This window comes from Schaedlerella arabinosiphila (assembly GCF_003885045.1).
GTDB lineage: Bacteria > Bacillota > Clostridia > Lachnospirales > Lachnospiraceae > Schaedlerella > Schaedlerella arabinosiphila.
On record NZ_RHJS01000002.1, the window covers coordinates 3,493,480 to 3,508,902 of the forward strand.

A 15,423-nucleotide genomic window follows, 5' to 3' on the forward strand; every position below is an offset into this window, starting at 1 on the left:
GCTACATCTCCCGGAAACGCTGGTACCTCTTCCTGGTCAGTTCTTCCGGCCCCATCCCGCAGTAGGTCTCCAAAAATACGGAAACAGCAGATTCCAGCACTTCACACACCGGCCCCATATTTTCCTCCGTATAATTCTCCGGCTCCGGAACGATCTTCTCTATGATCCTCAGGCTTTTCAGATCCGACGCGGTAAGCTTCATGACCTCCGCCGCCTCATCCGCCCGCTTGCTGTCTTTCCAGAGGATACTTGCGAAGCCCTCTGGTGAAAGAATGGAATAGACGGAATTTTCCAGCATCCAGACCTCATCTGCCACCGCCATGGCAAGCGCTCCGCCGCTGCCGCCTTCTCCGATGATGACAGAAAGGATCGGGGTCTCCAAAGAAGACAGCTCGAACAGGTTTCTCGCGATGGCCTCGCCCTGTCCCCGCTCCTCCGCTTCCAGGCCGCAGAACGCCCCGGGCGTATCGACAAAGCAAATCACCGGACGTCCAAACTTCTCCGCCTGCTTCATCAGACGCAGCGCCTTGCGGTATCCGTCCGGAGAGGGCATTCCAAAATTGTGCTCCACGTTTTCCTTCGTGGACTTTCCCTTTGCCTGGGCAATCACTGTCACAGGGATTCCGTGAAAATACGCCAGCCCGCCGATGATCGCCGGGTCATCCTTATAATAACGATCCCCATGCAGCTCCATAAAATCCGAAAACAGATGGGAAATGTAGTCGCCGCCCACAGGGCGTTCCTTCTGCCTGGAGATCTGCACGCTCTCCCACGCATTGCGGACTTTTCCGTATGCCGCAGATTCCACCCCTGCATTTTCCCATGGATGCGGATTTCCGGTGGAAATTCCCGTTCCGTATTTCTGATTTTTCACCATTTCCCTGGGCGCGCCGGCGTGCATTTTCAGGATCTGGCCCAGCACCGCCTTCTGCTCTTCCCGATCTACGATCCGGTCAATAAAACCATGCTCCAGAAGAAATTCCGACCGCTGGAAGCCTTTCGGAAGCTTCTCCCCGATGGTCTGCTCAATCACACGGGGGCCTGCAAACCCGATCAGCGCATTGGGCTCCGCCAGGATGATGTCACCCAACATGGCAAAGCTGGCCGTCACGCCTCCTGTGGTGGGATCAGTCAATACGGAGATATAGAGCTGTCCCGCGTCGCTGTGCCGCTTCAGTGCGGCAGAGGTCTTAGCCATCTGCATCAGGGATACAATGCCCTCCTGCATCCTGGCGCCGCCGGAGCAGGCAAACAAAATCACCGGAAGCTTCTCCCGGGTGGCGCGCTCCACGGCCCGGGTGATCTTTTCCCCCACGGCTTCCCCCATGCTGGCCATCAAAAATCTGCCGTCGCAGACACCGATCACCGCAGGCTGTCCCTCAATCTCTGCCCTGCCGGTCACTACGGCCTCTTTTAAGCCCGTCTTTTCCTGCAGCGCCGCCACCTTTTCTTCGTATCCCCTGAACTGCAGCGGATTGCAGGTCACCAGTTCTTCATCCCACTCTTCAAAGGTATCCGGATCTGCGATCATCTCGATCCTCCGGCGGGCATGCACCCGAAAATACCCATGGCATTTGGGGCAGATATAGTTTCCTTCCCTCACGTCCTCCGCAATGATCGCCGCCCCGCATTTATTACATTTTCTGAGCAGCCCTTCCGGCACCTCCGGCCGGGACTCACTGAACGTACTCCGGTTCCGCCTGTTTGTTTTCTTAAACATATTCTGAAGCTTCATCAGTCATTTCCCTCACATTCTGCCTGCCGGTTCCAAAAAAAAGCGCCGATTACCGGAAGTTTCCCGCGGCCCTGTATCTGTCACGGCAGTCTCTTATCCACGACTCATCTTCTCTATAAATTCAATATCGACATCTCCCGACACAAAATCCGGGTGGTTCAGGATTTCATACTGGTAATCCACATTGGTTTCTATGCCTTCAATGATCACCTCGCCCAGGGCGCTGCGCATCTTCCGAATGGCCTCTTTCCGGTTCTTGGCATGGACGATCAGCTTCGCCAGCATGGAGTCGTAATAGGGCGGTACGGTGTAGCCGGAGTAAATCGCAGAATCAATCCGCACGCCTTTTCCTCCGGGAAGGTACATATCCGTGATGGTTCCCGGAGACGGGCGGAAGTTCTTCTTCGGATTTTCCGCGTTGATCCTGCATTCCATGGCGTGTCCGATGATCCGCACATCCTGCTGGGCGTAGCTTAACTTCCTTCCGTCCGCGATCCGGATCTGCTCCTTCACCAGGTCGATGCCTGTCACCCACTCCGTGACCGGATGCTCCACCTGAATCCTGGTATTCATTTCCATAAAATAAAAATGGTTGTTTTTCTCCAGCAAAAATTCCACGGTTCCGGCATTGGTGTATCCCGCCGCTTTCGCCGCCCTTACAGCCGCTTCCCCCATCTTCGCGCGGAGTTCCTCAGACAACGCCGCGGAGGGCGCTTCCTCGATCATCTTCTGGTGATTTCTCTGGACAGAACAGTCCCGCTCGCCTAAGTGGATGGTGTTTCCATATTGATCCGCCAAAATCTGAAATTCAATATGGCGGGGGTGCTGCACATAGTGCTCCAGATACATGGTGCCGTCCCCGAACGCCATCTGCGCCTCTTTCTGTGCCGTTTGAAAGCTGGCCTCAAATTCCTCCGGGGTCTCGGCCACACGCATGCCCTTTCCTCCGCCTCCAAGCGCCGCTTTCACGATCACCGGATAGCCGATCTCCCGGGCAAGGGCTGCCCCTGCCTCCGCGTCCGTCAGCGGCTCCGTGCTTCCTGGCACCACCGGCACGCCTGCGGCGATCATGGTATTTCTGGCTTCCTGCTTGTTTCCCAGTTTGCGGATCACCTCGGAACGGGGGCCGATAAATGTAATATTACATTGTTCGCACAATTCGGCAAACCTGCTGTTTTCTGAAAGAAACCCAAAGCCCGGATGGATCGCGTCCGCGCCGGAAACGATGGTGGCGCTGATGATCTGCTCCATACTCAGGTAACTCCCGGCCGAAGGCGCAGGCCCGATGCAGATCGCTTCATCCGCGAGCTGGGTATGCAGCGCCTCCCGATCTGCTTCTGAATACACCGCCACCGTCTCAATCCCCATTTCCCGGCAGGCGCGGATGATCCGCACGGCAATCTCTCCCCGGTTGGCAATCAATACTTTTCCTATCATAGTCTCTCCTTCATTCTGCTGCCTCAACACTTATCCTACCATAAAGGACAGCTCCCCGCTGGCAACCACCTTTCCGTCCACAGTGGCTACCGCGTCTCCCACGCCATAGGGGCCTTTTTGCTTGATGATCTTTGTCTCAAGCCGCAGCTTGTCGCCGGGACGTACCATTCCTTTAAACCTGCATTTCTGGATTCCTCCGAAAAAGGCGATCTTGCCTTTGTGCTCCGGCATACTTAAGATCGCCACCGCGCCCACCTGGGCCAGCGCCTCCACGATCAGGACTCCCGGCATCACCGGCTCTCCCGGAAAATGCCCGGCGAAAAAATCCTCCCGGTATGTGACGCATTTATAACCGACGGCATACTGTCCCGGCTCATAGTCTTCAATTTGATCAATCAGCAGAAACGGATGCCGGTGCGGGATGATCTCCATAATCTGCTTTGTATCCAGACGATTCATATTCTTTTCTCTTCCTTCCCTTTGTTCCCGCGGTTGGCGCACTCCCACACGGAACACGCAAAACACGGGGATCTGTACATCCTGTATTCCTACCGGATGATGAACAGCGGCTGTCCGTATTCCACCGCTTTTCCGTTCTCTGCCAGAATCTTCACTACCTGGCCGCTAAAGTCGCTTTCAATCTCGTTCATCAGCTTCATTGCCTCCACGATGGCAAGTACCTGTCCTTTTTTCACCTGATCCCCCACCTTTACATAGGCTTCTGCGTCCTCTGCAGGAGCCGCGTAAAAGGTTCCTACCAGCGGCGAGGTTACCACCTGCCCGCCTTCTGTATCCAGTGTGCTCTCTGCGGGAGCCGCCGCTTTTTCGTCAGCTTTCCCTTCTATGCCCCCGGTCTGCGTCTCCACTTTTACAGCGGTTTCCATACAGCGCGTGGAAACTGCCGCCCCATCCGCAGATCCGTCCACCACTTTTTTCATGGCGATCTTCACTCCGCCTTCTTCATATTTAAACTCTGTCAGGGATGAGACTGATACAGCGTCTACCAATTGCAATACCTGTTCAAACTTCATTCTGTCACCTCATATTCACTGTACTTTTTTGAGCAGCAATGTGGCATTGTGCCCGCCGAACCCAAGGGAGTTACTCATACAGATATTGACTTCCTTTTCCACCGGCGCGCCGATGGCATAATTCAGGTCGCATTCCTCGCCTGCCTCTGACGTCCCCACGGTCTGATGGATGAAGCCGTCCTGCATGGTCTTCACGCAGACCACGAACTCCACGCCTCCTGCCGCGCCCAGCAGATGCCCGATCATGGATTTCGTGGAATTGACAACCGTCTTTTTGGCCGCTTCCCCCATGGCGTACTTGATGGCCCTTGTCTCATACAGGTCGTTGTAAAATGTGCTGGTTCCATGGGCGTTGATGTAGTCTACGTCCTCCGGAGCCACGCCGGCTTCCTTCATGGCCAGCTTCATCGCCATGCCTGCGCCTTCGCCGTCCTCCGCAGGGGAAGTGATGTGGTAGGCATCCCCTGTACAGCCGTATCCCGCCAGCTCCGCGTATATATGGGCTCCGCGGCGTTTCGCGTGCTCCAGTTCTTCCAGCACCACGATCCCGGCTCCTTCGCCCAGGACGAATCCATTTCTGTCTTTATCAAATGGAATCGAAGCCTTAAGCGGGTCCTCGGTTTTGGACAGCGCCGTCAGCCCGGTAAATCCGGCCACACCCGTAGGGCAGATACAGCTCTCCGTCCCGCCTGCCAGCATGATATCCGCGTCTCCGTACTGAATGGCCCGGAATGCGTCTCCGATGCAGTTGGTTCCGGTGGCGCAGGCCGTCACCACGTTGGTGCATTTTCCTTTCAAACCAAGCTGGATGGATACGTTTCCTGCCGCCATGTTGGAGATCATCATGGGCACCATCAGCGGATTCACACGGGAAGGTCCCTTTTCCACGATCCTGGTGTAGTTGTCCTCCACCGTTTTCAGGCTTCCGATCCCGGAGCCGATGATCACTCCCGCACGGTAGGGGTCTTCCTGCGCCAGGTCAATGCCTGCATCCGCAAAGGCTTCCTTTGCCGCAGCAACCGCATACTGCGAAAAAAGTTCCATCCGCTTTGCCGATTTAAAATCCAGCCTCTCCTTTGCCACAAAGCCTTTTACCTCTGCCGCGATCTTCACTTCATATCCGGATGCATCAAATTTTGTGATAGGGCCAATCCCCACTCTGCCCTCCCTGATGCCGTTCCAGAACTCTTCTGCCGTATTTCCGATGGGCGTCACCGCACCCAGCCCGGTTACTGCTACTCTTCTTTTCATTGCCTTCTCCTTTATCGTTGCAAAATTGTAATGCTTCGGAACATCTGTCCGCAGACCCGTCTGCTTTTTTCCGGATTACCGCTGTCCCGAAATGATTACATAAAACGTTTTACATCGCCATGCCGCCGTCTACATGAAGCACCTGTCCGGTCATATACCCGGCGCCCTTCGATGCCAAAAACAGCGCTGCCTCCGCGATATCCTCCGGCTCCCCGAATTTTCCCAGCGGAATCTGCGCCACTGCGCCTTCCTTCACTTTCTCGGAAAGTCCTTCTGTCATCTCTGTGTTGACAAATCCCGGCGCGATCGCGTTGACCGTGATTCCCCGGCTGGCCAGCTCCCTGGCCGCTGATTTTGTGAGCCCGATGATTCCGGCCTTAGATGCCGAATAATTGGCCTGCCCCGCGTTTCCCAGCACACCGGAAACCGAAGAAATATTGATGATCCTTCCGCTTTTCTGCCTGAGCATCTGCCTGGACGCAAACCGGATGCAGTTGAACGTCCCCTTCAGATTCGTATTCAGCACCGCGTCATAATCCTCTTCACTCATCCGCATCAAAAGCCCGTCCCGGGTGATCCCCGCGTTGTTCACAAGGATATCCAGACGTCCGGTCTGCTCCGTCACCGCTTTTAAAAATTCCTCGCAGGCTGCGAAGTCCGCCACATTGCACTGATATAAAAGGGCTGTTCCGCCCTGTTCTTCAATCTCTGCCTTGACCGCTTCCGCCCGTTCCTTTGAGCCCTGGTAATTGACCGCCACCAAAGCGCCTTCTGACGCAAGCCGCAGTGCGATGGCCCTTCCGATCCCCCGGGATGCCCCGGTGACTACGGCTGTCTGTCCCTCCAGAAGCCCGTTTCCTGTTCTCTTCTCATTCTGCATAAATCCTGCACCATCCTGTCTCTGTCTGAGGTCTGTTCTTATAGATTCTCCGCTGTGCGGTTATAACTTTTCCCGGTCTTCCCAGGAAGCGATGTTGATCACCTTCACATCCCGGCTGATCTTCCGCAAAAATCCTGCCAGCGTTTTTCCCGGACCGATCTCCACAAAGGTGGTCACACCGTCCGCGATCATCCGTTCCATGCTCTGCTGCCAGCGCACGGAGGAGGCCACCTGCTCCCGGAGCAGCTTCTTCGTCTCCTGGATGTCCCTCACATATTCCGCCGTCACATTGGTCACATAGGGAATACGCAAAGGTGTCAGCTCCGTCTTTTGCAGCACCTGCTCCAGCTTATCCCCGGCTTCCTTCATCATGGGCGAATGGAAGGGCCCGCTGACCTTCAAAGGCAGCACCCGCTTTGCCCCGGCCTGGGAGAGAACCTCCGATGCCTTTTCCACACCCTGACGGTAACCTGTGATGACGATCTGCCCCGGACAGTTGTAATTGGCTATGTACACGCCTTCCAGTCCTGCGATGGCCGTCTCGATCTGTTCTCCCGACAGCCCAAGCACCGCTGACATGGCGCCTTCCCCGTCCGGGACTGCATTCTGCATATAAATGCCCCGTTTCCTCACGGTGGTGACGGCGTCACAGATCTGCATCCCGCCGGCCGCCGCAATGGCACAGTATTCTCCCAGGCTTAAGCCTGCCGTCACATCCGGCGCAGGGAGACAATCCTCCAATGCCCCGGCCATTGCCAGGCAGGTCGTCACAAGTGCTGCCTGGGTGTATTCCGTCTGATCCAGACGGTCGTTTTCCTCAAAGCACAGCGCCGCCATGTCCAGGCCCAGCAGTTCGGACGCCTGATCAAAAATCTCCTTCGCGGCTTTGCTCTGCTCATAGAAATCCTTTCCCATGCCGCACTTCTGCGCCCCCTGCCCCGGAAAAATCCACGCTGTTTTTTCTGTACTTCCGCTCATATCCATTCCTCCCGGTTATCTGCAGCCAATCTGCACAGCAAATTGATTGCCTTCCTGCCCGCCATCCGCAAAGCAGATGTTCCATGCGGGCAATTCCCGTATCTGCTCATACCAGACTTCACACCGCCCTATTTGTTTCCCAGCAGGGCTTCTGTCTCCCGAACCAGTTTTTGGATCAGGTCCTGGCAGCTCATTTCTTCCTTTACCAGCCCGGCAATCTGTCCGGACATCACGCTGCCGTTCACTACATCCCCGTCCACTACGGCCTTCCGAAGGCCGCCCAGGGTCAGGTTTTCCAGTTCTTCAAAGCCTGCGCCCTCCTGTTCCCTGCGGAGGTATTCCTTGGTCATCTGGTTTCGGATGGCGCGTACCGGATGGCCGGTGGATCGTCCGGTTACCCGGGTGTCGATATCCTTAGCCTTGATGATGCATTTCTTATAATTTTCATGAACCTGTGACTCTTTGGTTACTACAAAGCAGGTTCCCATCTGCACGCCCTGGGCTCCCAGCATAAATGCCGCCGCAATCCCTCTGCCGTCTGCGATTCCGCCGGCCGCAACAACCGGAACCTCCACCGCGTCCACAACCTGGGGAACCAGCGCCATGGTGGTGCTCTCTCCGATGTGTCCGCCGGCTTCCATTCCTTCCGCAACGACCGCGTCCGCGCCGCAGCGCTCCATCCGCCGTGCCAGCGCCACGGAAGCCACAACAGGGATGACCTTGACTCCGGCTTCCTTCCACATGCTCATGTACTTTTCCGGGGAGCCGGCTCCGGTGGTTACCACCTGCACGCCTTCCTCCACAATGACTTTCGCGACATCATCCGCATAGGGGCTCATCAGCATGATATTCACGCCAAAAGGCTTCTGCGTCAGTGCTTTTGCCTTGCGCACCTGCTCCCTCACCCATTCGGCGGGAGCGCTTGCCGCTCCGATCAGACCCAGTCCGCCTGCCTCTGATACACCGACCGCAAGGTGATGCTCCGCCACCCATGCCATCCCGCCCTGGATGATCGGATATTCTGTTCCTAAAAGTTCTGTCAGTCTTGTCTTCATTGCTAAAACCTCTTTTTCGTTATTCCCGCTCGTGTCCGTCCTGCGCCGGACGATTATTTATGCTCTTCAATATAATCCTTCACATCTCCGATGGTCTTGATCTGCTCCAGGTCTTCGGTCGGGATCTTCACTCCGAACTTATCCTCCAGCTCCATGACCATCTCAAAGAGATCCAGTGAATCCGCGTTCAAATCGTCTGAAAAAGAAGTTTCCTCCGTCAGTTCCTCTACGTCTGTTCCCAATGATTCTGCTACTAATTCTTTGATTTCTTCCAACATAATTTTTCTTTCCTTTCCTGATTTCCTTTTTAATCTGTGTTCCATTGCTCATTTATCTTCATGAAAGCATTGGCTTTGCAGCCATGCCGGCATGACTTTTTTTGTATATCCGGCCGGTCGTCTCTCACCGCGGACCGCGCCCGTACCATACGCGGTCTGCAGCTTGGACTACCATTTCAAAACGGCGGCTCCCCATGACAGTCCTGCTCCGAATCCGGACAGTATGATGGTCTGTCCCGATTTCAACCTTCCGTCCCGGTTCATTTCATCCAGAAGGATGGGAATGCTTGCGGAGGACGTGTTGCCGTACTCATCCAGGTTCATGGGGAATTTTTCAATTTCCACATCCAGACGCTTTGCCACGGATTCCACAATCCGCCTGTTGGCCTGATGGAGTACAAAATAGTCGATCTGTTCCGTCTGCATACCGCTGTGTTCCAGCAGTTCACGGATTGCCTCCGGAACCTTCTTTACTGCGAACCGAAAGACCTCCCGTCCATCCATACGGATGAACTCTTCCGGATGGATAGATGCCTGGTCAACATGAGATTGTATTGGGAGGTCTTCTTCCGCATATCCCGACGCATCCTGCCCCGCCGGGTGGGCGTCCTGCCTGTGCCCTGCACTTTCTTCCTCCGCCCAGCCTTTCCTGTGGCGGCTCATCAGAGTCAGCGCCCCGCCGGATGCCCCGTCCGAATGCATCACCGGGGAAGGCAGCTCTCCCGGCTCCGCCTTAAGCACCGCGGCGCCCGCACCGTCCCCAAACAGGATGCAGGTTCCGCGGTCCTTCCAGTTCACCATATTGGAAAGGCTCTCGGAGCCGATCAGCAGCGCGGTTCGGCACAAGCCTGCTGCTATGTATGCCTGTGCCGTATTGTAGGCGAATAAAAATCCGGTACAGGCCGCGTTCAGGTCGAAGCAGGCCGCATGAACCGCTCCCAGCTCCTTCTGCACTTCACAGGCCGCACAGGGAAGGAGCACTTCCGAAGTAAATGTACACACGATCAGCAGGTCTACCTCCTCTGCCCGGACATTGCCGTCCTCCAGAGCCCTTCTTGCCGCTTCCGCCGCCATGGATACCGTTGTCTCTTTCTCAATGATATGCCGCCTCGCCACTCCCGTCCGCTCCCGAATCCAGGCATCGTTGGTGTCTACCATTTGAGATAAATCATCATTGTCCAGAATATGACCCGGCACACAAGAGCCGGTTCCGCATATCTTTCCTATCATCTCTTTTCTCCATCTTCGAAAATATCTTTTATTTCAAATATTTTTATTTTAAAATGTTTTGATTATCAAAGTATATATGCATAGAGGACGCTTGTCAATACCAAAAATAAAAAAAGCCTCCTGCGAGACTTTTTTCGGCAAAACTCATGATTCATTTCTATTCTGCATGTTATAAATCGTCAATAGTCATACATTTATTCAGATATATTTTTCCCACGTTCACTCGGTATTACAAAACTATCCCAATCCACTGGTTTCTTTTTCTTCTCAGCTCGAGGAACATTTAATACGGTAACTACTACATCTGCTCCATCATATACCCGGATGTCATCTTCCACCTCAACAATATTTCCACGTATAATGCCTTTTACTGCAGCCAGCATTTTTTCCACCTGCTTTCTTCAAATTTTTATGTATGTAAAATGTATCCTATCGAATCATTCTAATCTACTAAATAGTATAGGCTATTTCAAATGGATTTACAAGCGGTATTACAATAAAGCAAAAACAACGTTACTGTTCACACCCTACGGGTGCTCCAGTAACAGTATCCAGCCCATTTTTAGTCGCCTTCGGCGAGGGGCTGGATATTATGGCAAATGTTACTTTATTGGCCGGACGCCGTGCAGCAGGGTGCACGACGCCGTGTGAACAGTAACAAAACAACTCAAATTCGATGGTAAATACACCTTGAATGCCCATAATTTTTGTGATATTGTATATCTGAAAGCCGTAACGATTCGGAAAAGCAGGTTACAGATCCGACTGCCATCTGGAATCGCTGCAAACATTCCAACTGTACTCCAAGCCTTATCCATACAGTCGGGAAAATTTAAAATCGGGAGGAAAAAGGAAATGAAAAAAAGGATCTCACTGATGATCGCAATCGCGGTCTGCTTTTCCATGCTGCTTAGCGGATGTGGAAAAAAACTGACAACGGAAAACGCGCCGGATTATGTAAAATCCGCATTAGACGCGTGCTACAAGGCGGATTTTGACGCCTATATGGAATTTACAAAAAGCACTCAGGAAGAAGCTGAAGAACTGTATCAGACAGGATTGGATACCAATATGGAAGCCAGCGGAATCGTTGCGTCCTCCGTCAGTTCCGACCTGCAGGATCAATATCGCCAATTATTTGCCGATTTACTGAGTATCAGCAAATATGAAGTCGGAGAAGCCAAAGAAGACGGCGACGGATTCACCGTTGAAGTGACCGTAGAGCCCTTTATCATGTTCAATGACCTGCAGCAGGAATTAGGGCCCATGCTGGAATCCGAGGAGGCCCAGGCATTGGCGGACGAAGAGATTGAGCAGTATATTTACCAAAAGATGTACGAGCTGATGTCCTCCAAGCTGGATGCGCCGGAATACGGAGATCCGGAAACCGTTACCATACATATCCAGCCCGACGGCGACGGAATCCAGACCATCAACGAGGATGATCTGGCCGCGCTGGATGCGGCTATGTACTCCGCGGTTCTGTAAAACAGAGTACCCCCAGGCAAAATGCGGCGGCCAAGAGGCAGATCCCGGTTCGGGACTGCCTCTCAGCCGACCGGAATGCCCTGGTCTTCATATCTCTCCAGCAGGGCATTGATCTCCCCGCCCAGCAGGATCACATACATACACATATAGAACCACAGCAGAATCAGTATGATCGTCGTCAGGCTTCCATACATCGTAGAAAATCCCGTAAACACATCCAGATAAATAGAAAATACAAACGAGATCAACTGCCAGCCGCAGGCCGTGAACACGGCTCCCGGAAGCTGCTTCTTCATGGTGGTTTTGATCCCGTCCTTCCGGTTCGGCAGATATTTGTATACCAGATCCCAGAATACCGTCAGTACCCCCAGGATCAGGAGCGTCCGAATCCGGATAATCAAATCTGTCACATGCCGCAGCAGCGGTACATGCTCATTGATGAACAGGCTGATGCTGTTGCCGAATACGGACAGCGAAAGAGAAAGGACGATCGCCAGTATAAAGATCACCATGTATATGGAGGCGCGGATTCTCAGAAAGATATAGTTCCGGGTTTCCGTATTTTCATATACACAGTTCAGGCCGGACGTCATGGAGAGTACGCCTTTTCCCGCCGACCACAGCGCCATCAGTATGGTAAACGGGATGATCGAGCCCGACTGGTTGTAGACCTGCGTCACAAGCATGGCGATCAGCCCCTCCACCGAAGACGGAAACACCTGCAGCACCGCCTGCATGACATCCTCCTCCGTGACCGGCGTAAACTGTACCAGGGTCAGCAGCAGGATAATGATGGGAATCAGGGACAGCAGAAAAAAATAGGCAGCCTGTGCCGCATAAGCGCTGGTATGGTGAGAACTGAACTGCCTCGTTACATCCAGCACGTTTCTGATCCGCCCTTTTTTACTCTCTTTCATAAACCACCTCTGGAAATTTTGATTTTTATTATTAGAAGAAGCTTCTCTTTCTTTATATAAACTGTAAGAAACCGGTTATACTTAAAAAGAGGCAGCTGTATCGCAGCCGCCTTTCTTGTCTTAGAATCCAGCAAAACGCGCCAGCGACGCGTTTTGTCGGATTGTCGTATATGCCCAAAATGCCGTTCCCTGTATTTTGACTCCTAGCCGCTGGCTAGGTGGGCAACCGCATCTGCTTTTTTGTCTTCCACTGCTGAACGGAGGCCTGACATATTACAGAAATATAAGAATCCCGTTTAAAGTTTTGTAGGTTCAAAATTACAGGGGTATCGAACATTCCAGGTAGTACTTTTCTTTTCTGAGAGTATTATAACCTATTTGTTGAAAAAATACAACTACTATCCTCACAAAATCTCACCGGAATCCTACGAATCAATGGATAAAAATTCAATTTTTTCCAAATACCCAGTTTCGGGATTCCAATTTTTTCCGCTCTTCTGCAATCGCCTTCGGATCAAGCTCCCGGGCTTCCCTCTGCACTGCCTTTAACCCGTACATTTCTTCAAATGCCTCCAGCATTGTTTCTTTCAGGCCGCCCACCGTCAGCCCCGGAACCAGTTCTCTCAGGTTCATCACCCGGGCCCTTACGGAATCAATGCCCTTCAGCCGCAGCTTCTCCCCGGAGACCGTCAGATATCGGGACAGCCTGTCCAGATCCACGCAGACCATCAGCGTCCCGTGGTGGCAACAGACATCGCCTCGTTCATAATACGCATGTCCTGAAAATTTTTTCCCTTCGGCCAGAAGATCATTCCGCCCTGATTTGGCGGCATGTACGCCAAGCTTCTTTGAGGCGTTCAAAACGATCTGAGTCTGACGCTCCACATCATAGTCTTCTCTTCCTGCCAGAAATGTAAAATTCAGATTTCCCAGATCCTGATAGACCGCACCCCCGCCCGACAGTCTGCGTGCCAGGCAGACGCCCTCTTCCTCCAGCAATTCAACCCGGCATTCTTTCCGGACATTCTGGTTTCTCCCCACCACCACGGCAGGCTGATTCTGCCACAGGTACAGGATGCATTCCCCCTCCCGGCAGTGAAGGAGCAGATACTTCTCCAATGCCAGATTGTAACAGGGCGATGTATCCACGCTTTCTATATAAGTCAGTCTTTCCACCATACCCGTCTCCCCCCGGCATTTCTTCTTTTCCCCATGAGCCTTTTATGTCACAAAAAACTCACACTTCTTCCCCTGGCAGTCCTTGTTTTCCGGGTAGGACCTGCAGTCTAACATGGCCGCCGAAAGGCTGCAGCCCATGTACCGGTTTATTCCCTGCACCGCCTCGTATACGGAAATACGCACAGCCCTTTTGCAGCACCGGGGGCCGCCGTACTCTGCCAGCCGGCTCTGGATGCCGGCCGTGATCCGGTTCACCGTACGCAGGTCTCCCGTGGAGAAGGGATGTGCCGACAGAAGGATTCCTGCCGCCGCCCCAGCCCCCATCAATGCACCGCAGCAGCCGTACATCGCACAGACTCCCACCGGAATGATATTGGTTCGGACGTATGCCTTTACCAGAAGGCTTTTCTTTTCCATATGAAAACAATTACAGTATGCCGTCAGGATCGCGGCCGCCGTCAGATAATGATGCTCCGGCCCGTGCATACGGACCTCTCCCAGTTCCATAAGCCGGTCCGCAATACGCACTGCGTCCGTACTTTCACATGTCCTGCAGCAATCCGTAATGGCATTTGCGATTTCTTTTGGTATTACTCCTGCCATATTTCTGCCGCCTTCCCGATTTCCTGGATATGCTTCTTTTCGAAGCAGAATTTCCGCAGTGTCCCGGATGGCAGCAGCTCTATCCGCGGCCGCTCCATCCCTTTCCATTCCGAAAGCCCCTCCAGCCGTTCCATAAGCCGGCTTCTGACAGCCCCGCCGTCCTCCCTGCACAGCTCCACATACAGAACCAGTTGGTTTCCGTCTATATAGGGCCTGTAATCCGCAATTTCATCCACGGAATAGATCACCTCCTCCAGCATAGCCGGATATACAAGGTGCGTTTCATCCATCTGGTACGCGCCCTCAAGCCTTCTCACGATAGGCCCTATCATCTGCAGCTTCTGGCCGCATCCCGAATCCCTCAAGTACGCCAAATCCCCGCTTCGGTAGCGGATCAGCGGCATTGCCTCCCGTCCGATGGTAGTGTAGGTCAGCTCTCCCACCGCTCCCTCTTTGACCCTGTTTCCGGTTTTCGGATCAACCACCTCCGCATACACATCCATCTCATTATAATGGTATCCGCCGCATTCCTGACACTCAATGGCAAATCCCCAGCCCACCTCCGTCAGCCCGTAGTGGGCAATCACTTTGCAGGCAAACACACGCTCCAGATACGTTCTCACAGGCTTTGATATATGCCCCATGGTCACATACAGAAGCTTCATTCCCAGGCTTTTCAGATCTGTTTTATCCTCCATCTCCTTTGCGATCCGGTACATGGTGGTGATATCTCCAAACCAGACATTACACCGATTCGAGACGGATAAGGAAAACAATTCCTCCGAGGGCGCCGCCATATCCCCTACAACCGCGTTCATCCCCCGAAGACGAACGCTTTTTGCATACAGCTCTGAAGCCCCTCTTCCCTCGGAATTTGTGAGCAGACTCAGTATCCGGGTGTCCTTTGTATCCGCAATGGTATTCATCGCCGTACCGATAAAGTCCATAATATTCCGGACATCCGCCTTCGAAAAATAGATCCTTTTCCGGATTCCGGTCGTGCCTGAGCTGTAAAATGTAACCGGACGCTCGACGTTCCTCTGGGATATACATAAAAATCCGTAGCCTGATCCCCTCAGGTCATCCGGGAAGGTAAAGGGCAGCTTTTCCAGATCCCGAAACTCCCGGATCTCATCCGGCACAATCCCTGATTGTACAAATTGTTTCCTGTAAAACGAGCTGTTTTCATATACATGCCGGATCGTCCTTTGAAGCTGGTATTTCCTGTATTCCCGAAATATCCTTTCATCCGCCCCGCCGTTCCAGTCCGGATGCAGTCTCTGATACTCCCCATCCTGCCCGATCCTCCTGGCACAAATTTCATACAGTCCCTGTTCAAATGTAATGATCATCCCATTCTC

Annotated in this window: 16 protein-coding genes and 1 other RNA gene; 1 reads left to right on the forward strand and 16 read right to left on the reverse strand. The window is 53.3% G+C overall.

The window, feature by feature from the left end; genetic code table 11:
- Position 1: 1 nt before the first annotated feature.
- The 11 genes from EBB54_RS16725 to EBB54_RS16775 form a co-directional block, all read right to left on the reverse strand.
- Positions 2–1,735: an acetyl-CoA carboxylase carboxyltransferase subunit alpha gene (locus tag EBB54_RS16725; protein ID WP_125128281.1), complete on the reverse strand. Its 1,734-nt coding sequence runs from the start codon at positions 1,733–1,735 to the stop codon at positions 2–4.
- Positions 1,736–1,828: 93 nt separating this feature from the next.
- Complete coding sequence (locus tag EBB54_RS16730; RefSeq protein WP_125128282.1) at positions 1,829–3,172, reverse strand: acetyl-CoA carboxylase biotin carboxylase subunit; 1,344 nt, start codon at positions 3,170–3,172, stop codon at positions 1,829–1,831.
- A 30-nt stretch (positions 3,173–3,202) separates the two neighbouring features.
- A complete protein-coding gene (gene fabZ / locus EBB54_RS16735; RefSeq protein ID WP_004077755.1) occupies positions 3,203–3,631 on the reverse strand; it encodes a 3-hydroxyacyl-ACP dehydratase FabZ in 429 nt (142 codons plus the stop codon).
- An 89-nt stretch (positions 3,632–3,720) separates the two neighbouring features.
- Positions 3,721–4,203: an acetyl-CoA carboxylase biotin carboxyl carrier protein gene (gene accB, locus EBB54_RS16740; RefSeq protein ID WP_125128283.1), complete on the reverse strand. Its 483-nt coding sequence runs from the start codon at positions 4,201–4,203 to the stop codon at positions 3,721–3,723.
- 15 nt (positions 4,204–4,218) lie between these two features.
- Positions 4,219–5,454, reverse strand: a complete 1,236-nt coding sequence (fabF, locus tag EBB54_RS16745; protein ID WP_004077758.1) for a beta-ketoacyl-ACP synthase II — start codon at positions 5,452–5,454, stop codon at positions 4,219–4,221.
- A gap of 109 nt (positions 5,455–5,563) precedes the next feature.
- The gene (gene fabG, locus EBB54_RS16750) at positions 5,564–6,334 is read right to left on the reverse strand and encodes a 3-oxoacyl-[acyl-carrier-protein] reductase (RefSeq protein ID WP_125128284.1); all 771 of its coding nucleotides are present in this window, start codon (positions 6,332–6,334) and stop codon (positions 5,564–5,566) included.
- A 60-nt stretch (positions 6,335–6,394) separates the two neighbouring features.
- Positions 6,395–7,312 carry an ACP S-malonyltransferase gene (gene fabD / locus EBB54_RS16755; protein WP_125128285.1) on the reverse strand — a complete coding sequence of 306 codons (918 nt, stop codon included), beginning with the start codon at positions 7,310–7,312 and terminating at the stop codon, positions 6,395–6,397.
- 128 nt (positions 7,313–7,440) lie between these two features.
- Positions 7,441–8,367, reverse strand: coding sequence for an enoyl-[acyl-carrier-protein] reductase FabK (gene fabK, locus EBB54_RS16760; RefSeq protein ID WP_125128286.1), 927 nt, complete (start codon positions 8,365–8,367; stop codon positions 7,441–7,443).
- Positions 8,368–8,420: 53 nt separating this feature from the next.
- On the reverse strand, positions 8,421–8,645 hold the full coding sequence (gene acpP, locus EBB54_RS16765) for an acyl carrier protein (protein WP_004077767.1): 225 nt from the start codon (positions 8,643–8,645) through the stop codon (positions 8,421–8,423).
- A gap of 168 nt (positions 8,646–8,813) precedes the next feature.
- A complete protein-coding gene (locus EBB54_RS16770) occupies positions 8,814–9,875 on the reverse strand; it encodes a beta-ketoacyl-ACP synthase III (RefSeq protein WP_125128287.1) in 1,062 nt (353 codons plus the stop codon).
- 194 nt (positions 9,876–10,069) lie between these two features.
- The gene (locus tag EBB54_RS16775; protein WP_148099378.1) at positions 10,070–10,267 is read right to left on the reverse strand and encodes a hypothetical protein; all 198 of its coding nucleotides are present in this window, start codon (positions 10,265–10,267) and stop codon (positions 10,070–10,072) included.
- Positions 10,268–10,730: 463 nt separating this feature from the next.
- On the opposite strand from EBB54_RS16775, the gene EBB54_RS16780 reads away from it, so the two are divergent.
- The gene (locus EBB54_RS16780) at positions 10,731–11,363 is read left to right on the forward strand and encodes a hypothetical protein (RefSeq protein WP_004077781.1); all 633 of its coding nucleotides are present in this window, start codon (positions 10,731–10,733) and stop codon (positions 11,361–11,363) included.
- 62 nt (positions 11,364–11,425) lie between these two features.
- Here the strand turns inward: EBB54_RS16780 and EBB54_RS16785 are convergent, their stop codons facing one another.
- From EBB54_RS16785 to EBB54_RS16805, 5 genes are all read right to left on the reverse strand, one after another.
- Positions 11,426–12,280 carry a YihY/virulence factor BrkB family protein gene (locus EBB54_RS16785; protein ID WP_125128289.1) on the reverse strand — a complete coding sequence of 285 codons (855 nt, stop codon included), beginning with the start codon at positions 12,278–12,280 and terminating at the stop codon, positions 11,426–11,428.
- A 167-nt stretch (positions 12,281–12,447) separates the two neighbouring features.
- Positions 12,448–12,628, reverse strand: a non-coding RNA gene (gene ssrS, locus EBB54_RS16790) — 6S RNA.
- A gap of 99 nt (positions 12,629–12,727) precedes the next feature.
- Positions 12,728–13,459, reverse strand: coding sequence for a lipoate--protein ligase family protein (locus EBB54_RS16795; RefSeq protein ID WP_125128290.1), 732 nt, complete (start codon positions 13,457–13,459; stop codon positions 12,728–12,730).
- A 42-nt stretch (positions 13,460–13,501) separates the two neighbouring features.
- The gene (locus EBB54_RS16800; RefSeq protein WP_125128291.1) at positions 13,502–14,062 is read right to left on the reverse strand and encodes a DUF5714 domain-containing protein; all 561 of its coding nucleotides are present in this window, start codon (positions 14,060–14,062) and stop codon (positions 13,502–13,504) included.
- Positions 14,050–15,414, reverse strand: a complete 1,365-nt coding sequence (locus EBB54_RS16805; protein ID WP_125128292.1) for a DVU_1553 family AMP-dependent CoA ligase — start codon at positions 15,412–15,414, stop codon at positions 14,050–14,052. The genes EBB54_RS16800 and EBB54_RS16805 overlap by 13 nt, the downstream gene beginning before the upstream one ends.
- Positions 15,415–15,423: the final 9 nt, after the last annotated feature.

Excerpts from the sequence above, each read along its gene's own strand:
- EBB54_RS16725 (WP_125128281.1), bottom strand. The coding sequence starts at position 1,735 with ATGAAGCTTCAGAATATGTTTAAGAAAACAAACAGGCGGAACCGGAGT.
- EBB54_RS16730 (WP_125128282.1), bottom strand. The coding sequence starts at position 3,172 with ATGATAGGAAAAGTATTGATTGCCAACCGGGGAGAGATTGCCGTGCGG.
- fabZ (WP_004077755.1), bottom strand. The coding sequence starts at position 3,631 with ATGAATCGTCTGGATACAAAGCAGATTATGGAGATCATCCCGCACCGG.
- accB (WP_125128283.1), bottom strand. The coding sequence starts at position 4,203 with ATGAAGTTTGAACAGGTATTGCAATTGGTAGACGCTGTATCAGTCTCA.
- fabF (WP_004077758.1), bottom strand. The coding sequence starts at position 5,454 with ATGAAAAGAAGAGTAGCAGTAACCGGGCTGGGTGCGGTGACGCCCATC.
- fabG (WP_125128284.1), bottom strand. The coding sequence starts at position 6,334 with ATGCAGAATGAGAAGAGAACAGGAAACGGGCTTCTGGAGGGACAGACA.
- fabD (WP_125128285.1), bottom strand. The coding sequence starts at position 7,312 with ATGAGCGGAAGTACAGAAAAAACAGCGTGGATTTTTCCGGGGCAGGGG.
- fabK (WP_125128286.1), bottom strand. The coding sequence starts at position 8,367 with ATGAAGACAAGACTGACAGAACTTTTAGGAACAGAATATCCGATCATC.
- acpP (WP_004077767.1), bottom strand. The coding sequence starts at position 8,645 with ATGTTGGAAGAAATCAAAGAATTAGTAGCAGAATCATTGGGAACAGAC.
- EBB54_RS16770 (WP_125128287.1), bottom strand. The coding sequence starts at position 9,875 with ATGATAGGAAAGATATGCGGAACCGGCTCTTGTGTGCCGGGTCATATT.
- EBB54_RS16780 (WP_004077781.1), top strand. The coding sequence starts at position 10,731 with ATGAAAAAAAGGATCTCACTGATGATCGCAATCGCGGTCTGCTTTTCC.
- EBB54_RS16785 (WP_125128289.1), bottom strand. The coding sequence starts at position 12,280 with ATGAAAGAGAGTAAAAAAGGGCGGATCAGAAACGTGCTGGATGTAACG.
- EBB54_RS16795 (WP_125128290.1), bottom strand. The coding sequence starts at position 13,459 with ATGGTGGAAAGACTGACTTATATAGAAAGCGTGGATACATCGCCCTGT.
- EBB54_RS16800 (WP_125128291.1), bottom strand. The coding sequence starts at position 14,062 with ATGGCAGGAGTAATACCAAAAGAAATCGCAAATGCCATTACGGATTGC.
- EBB54_RS16805 (WP_125128292.1), bottom strand. The coding sequence starts at position 15,414 with ATGATCATTACATTTGAACAGGGACTGTATGAAATTTGTGCCAGGAGG.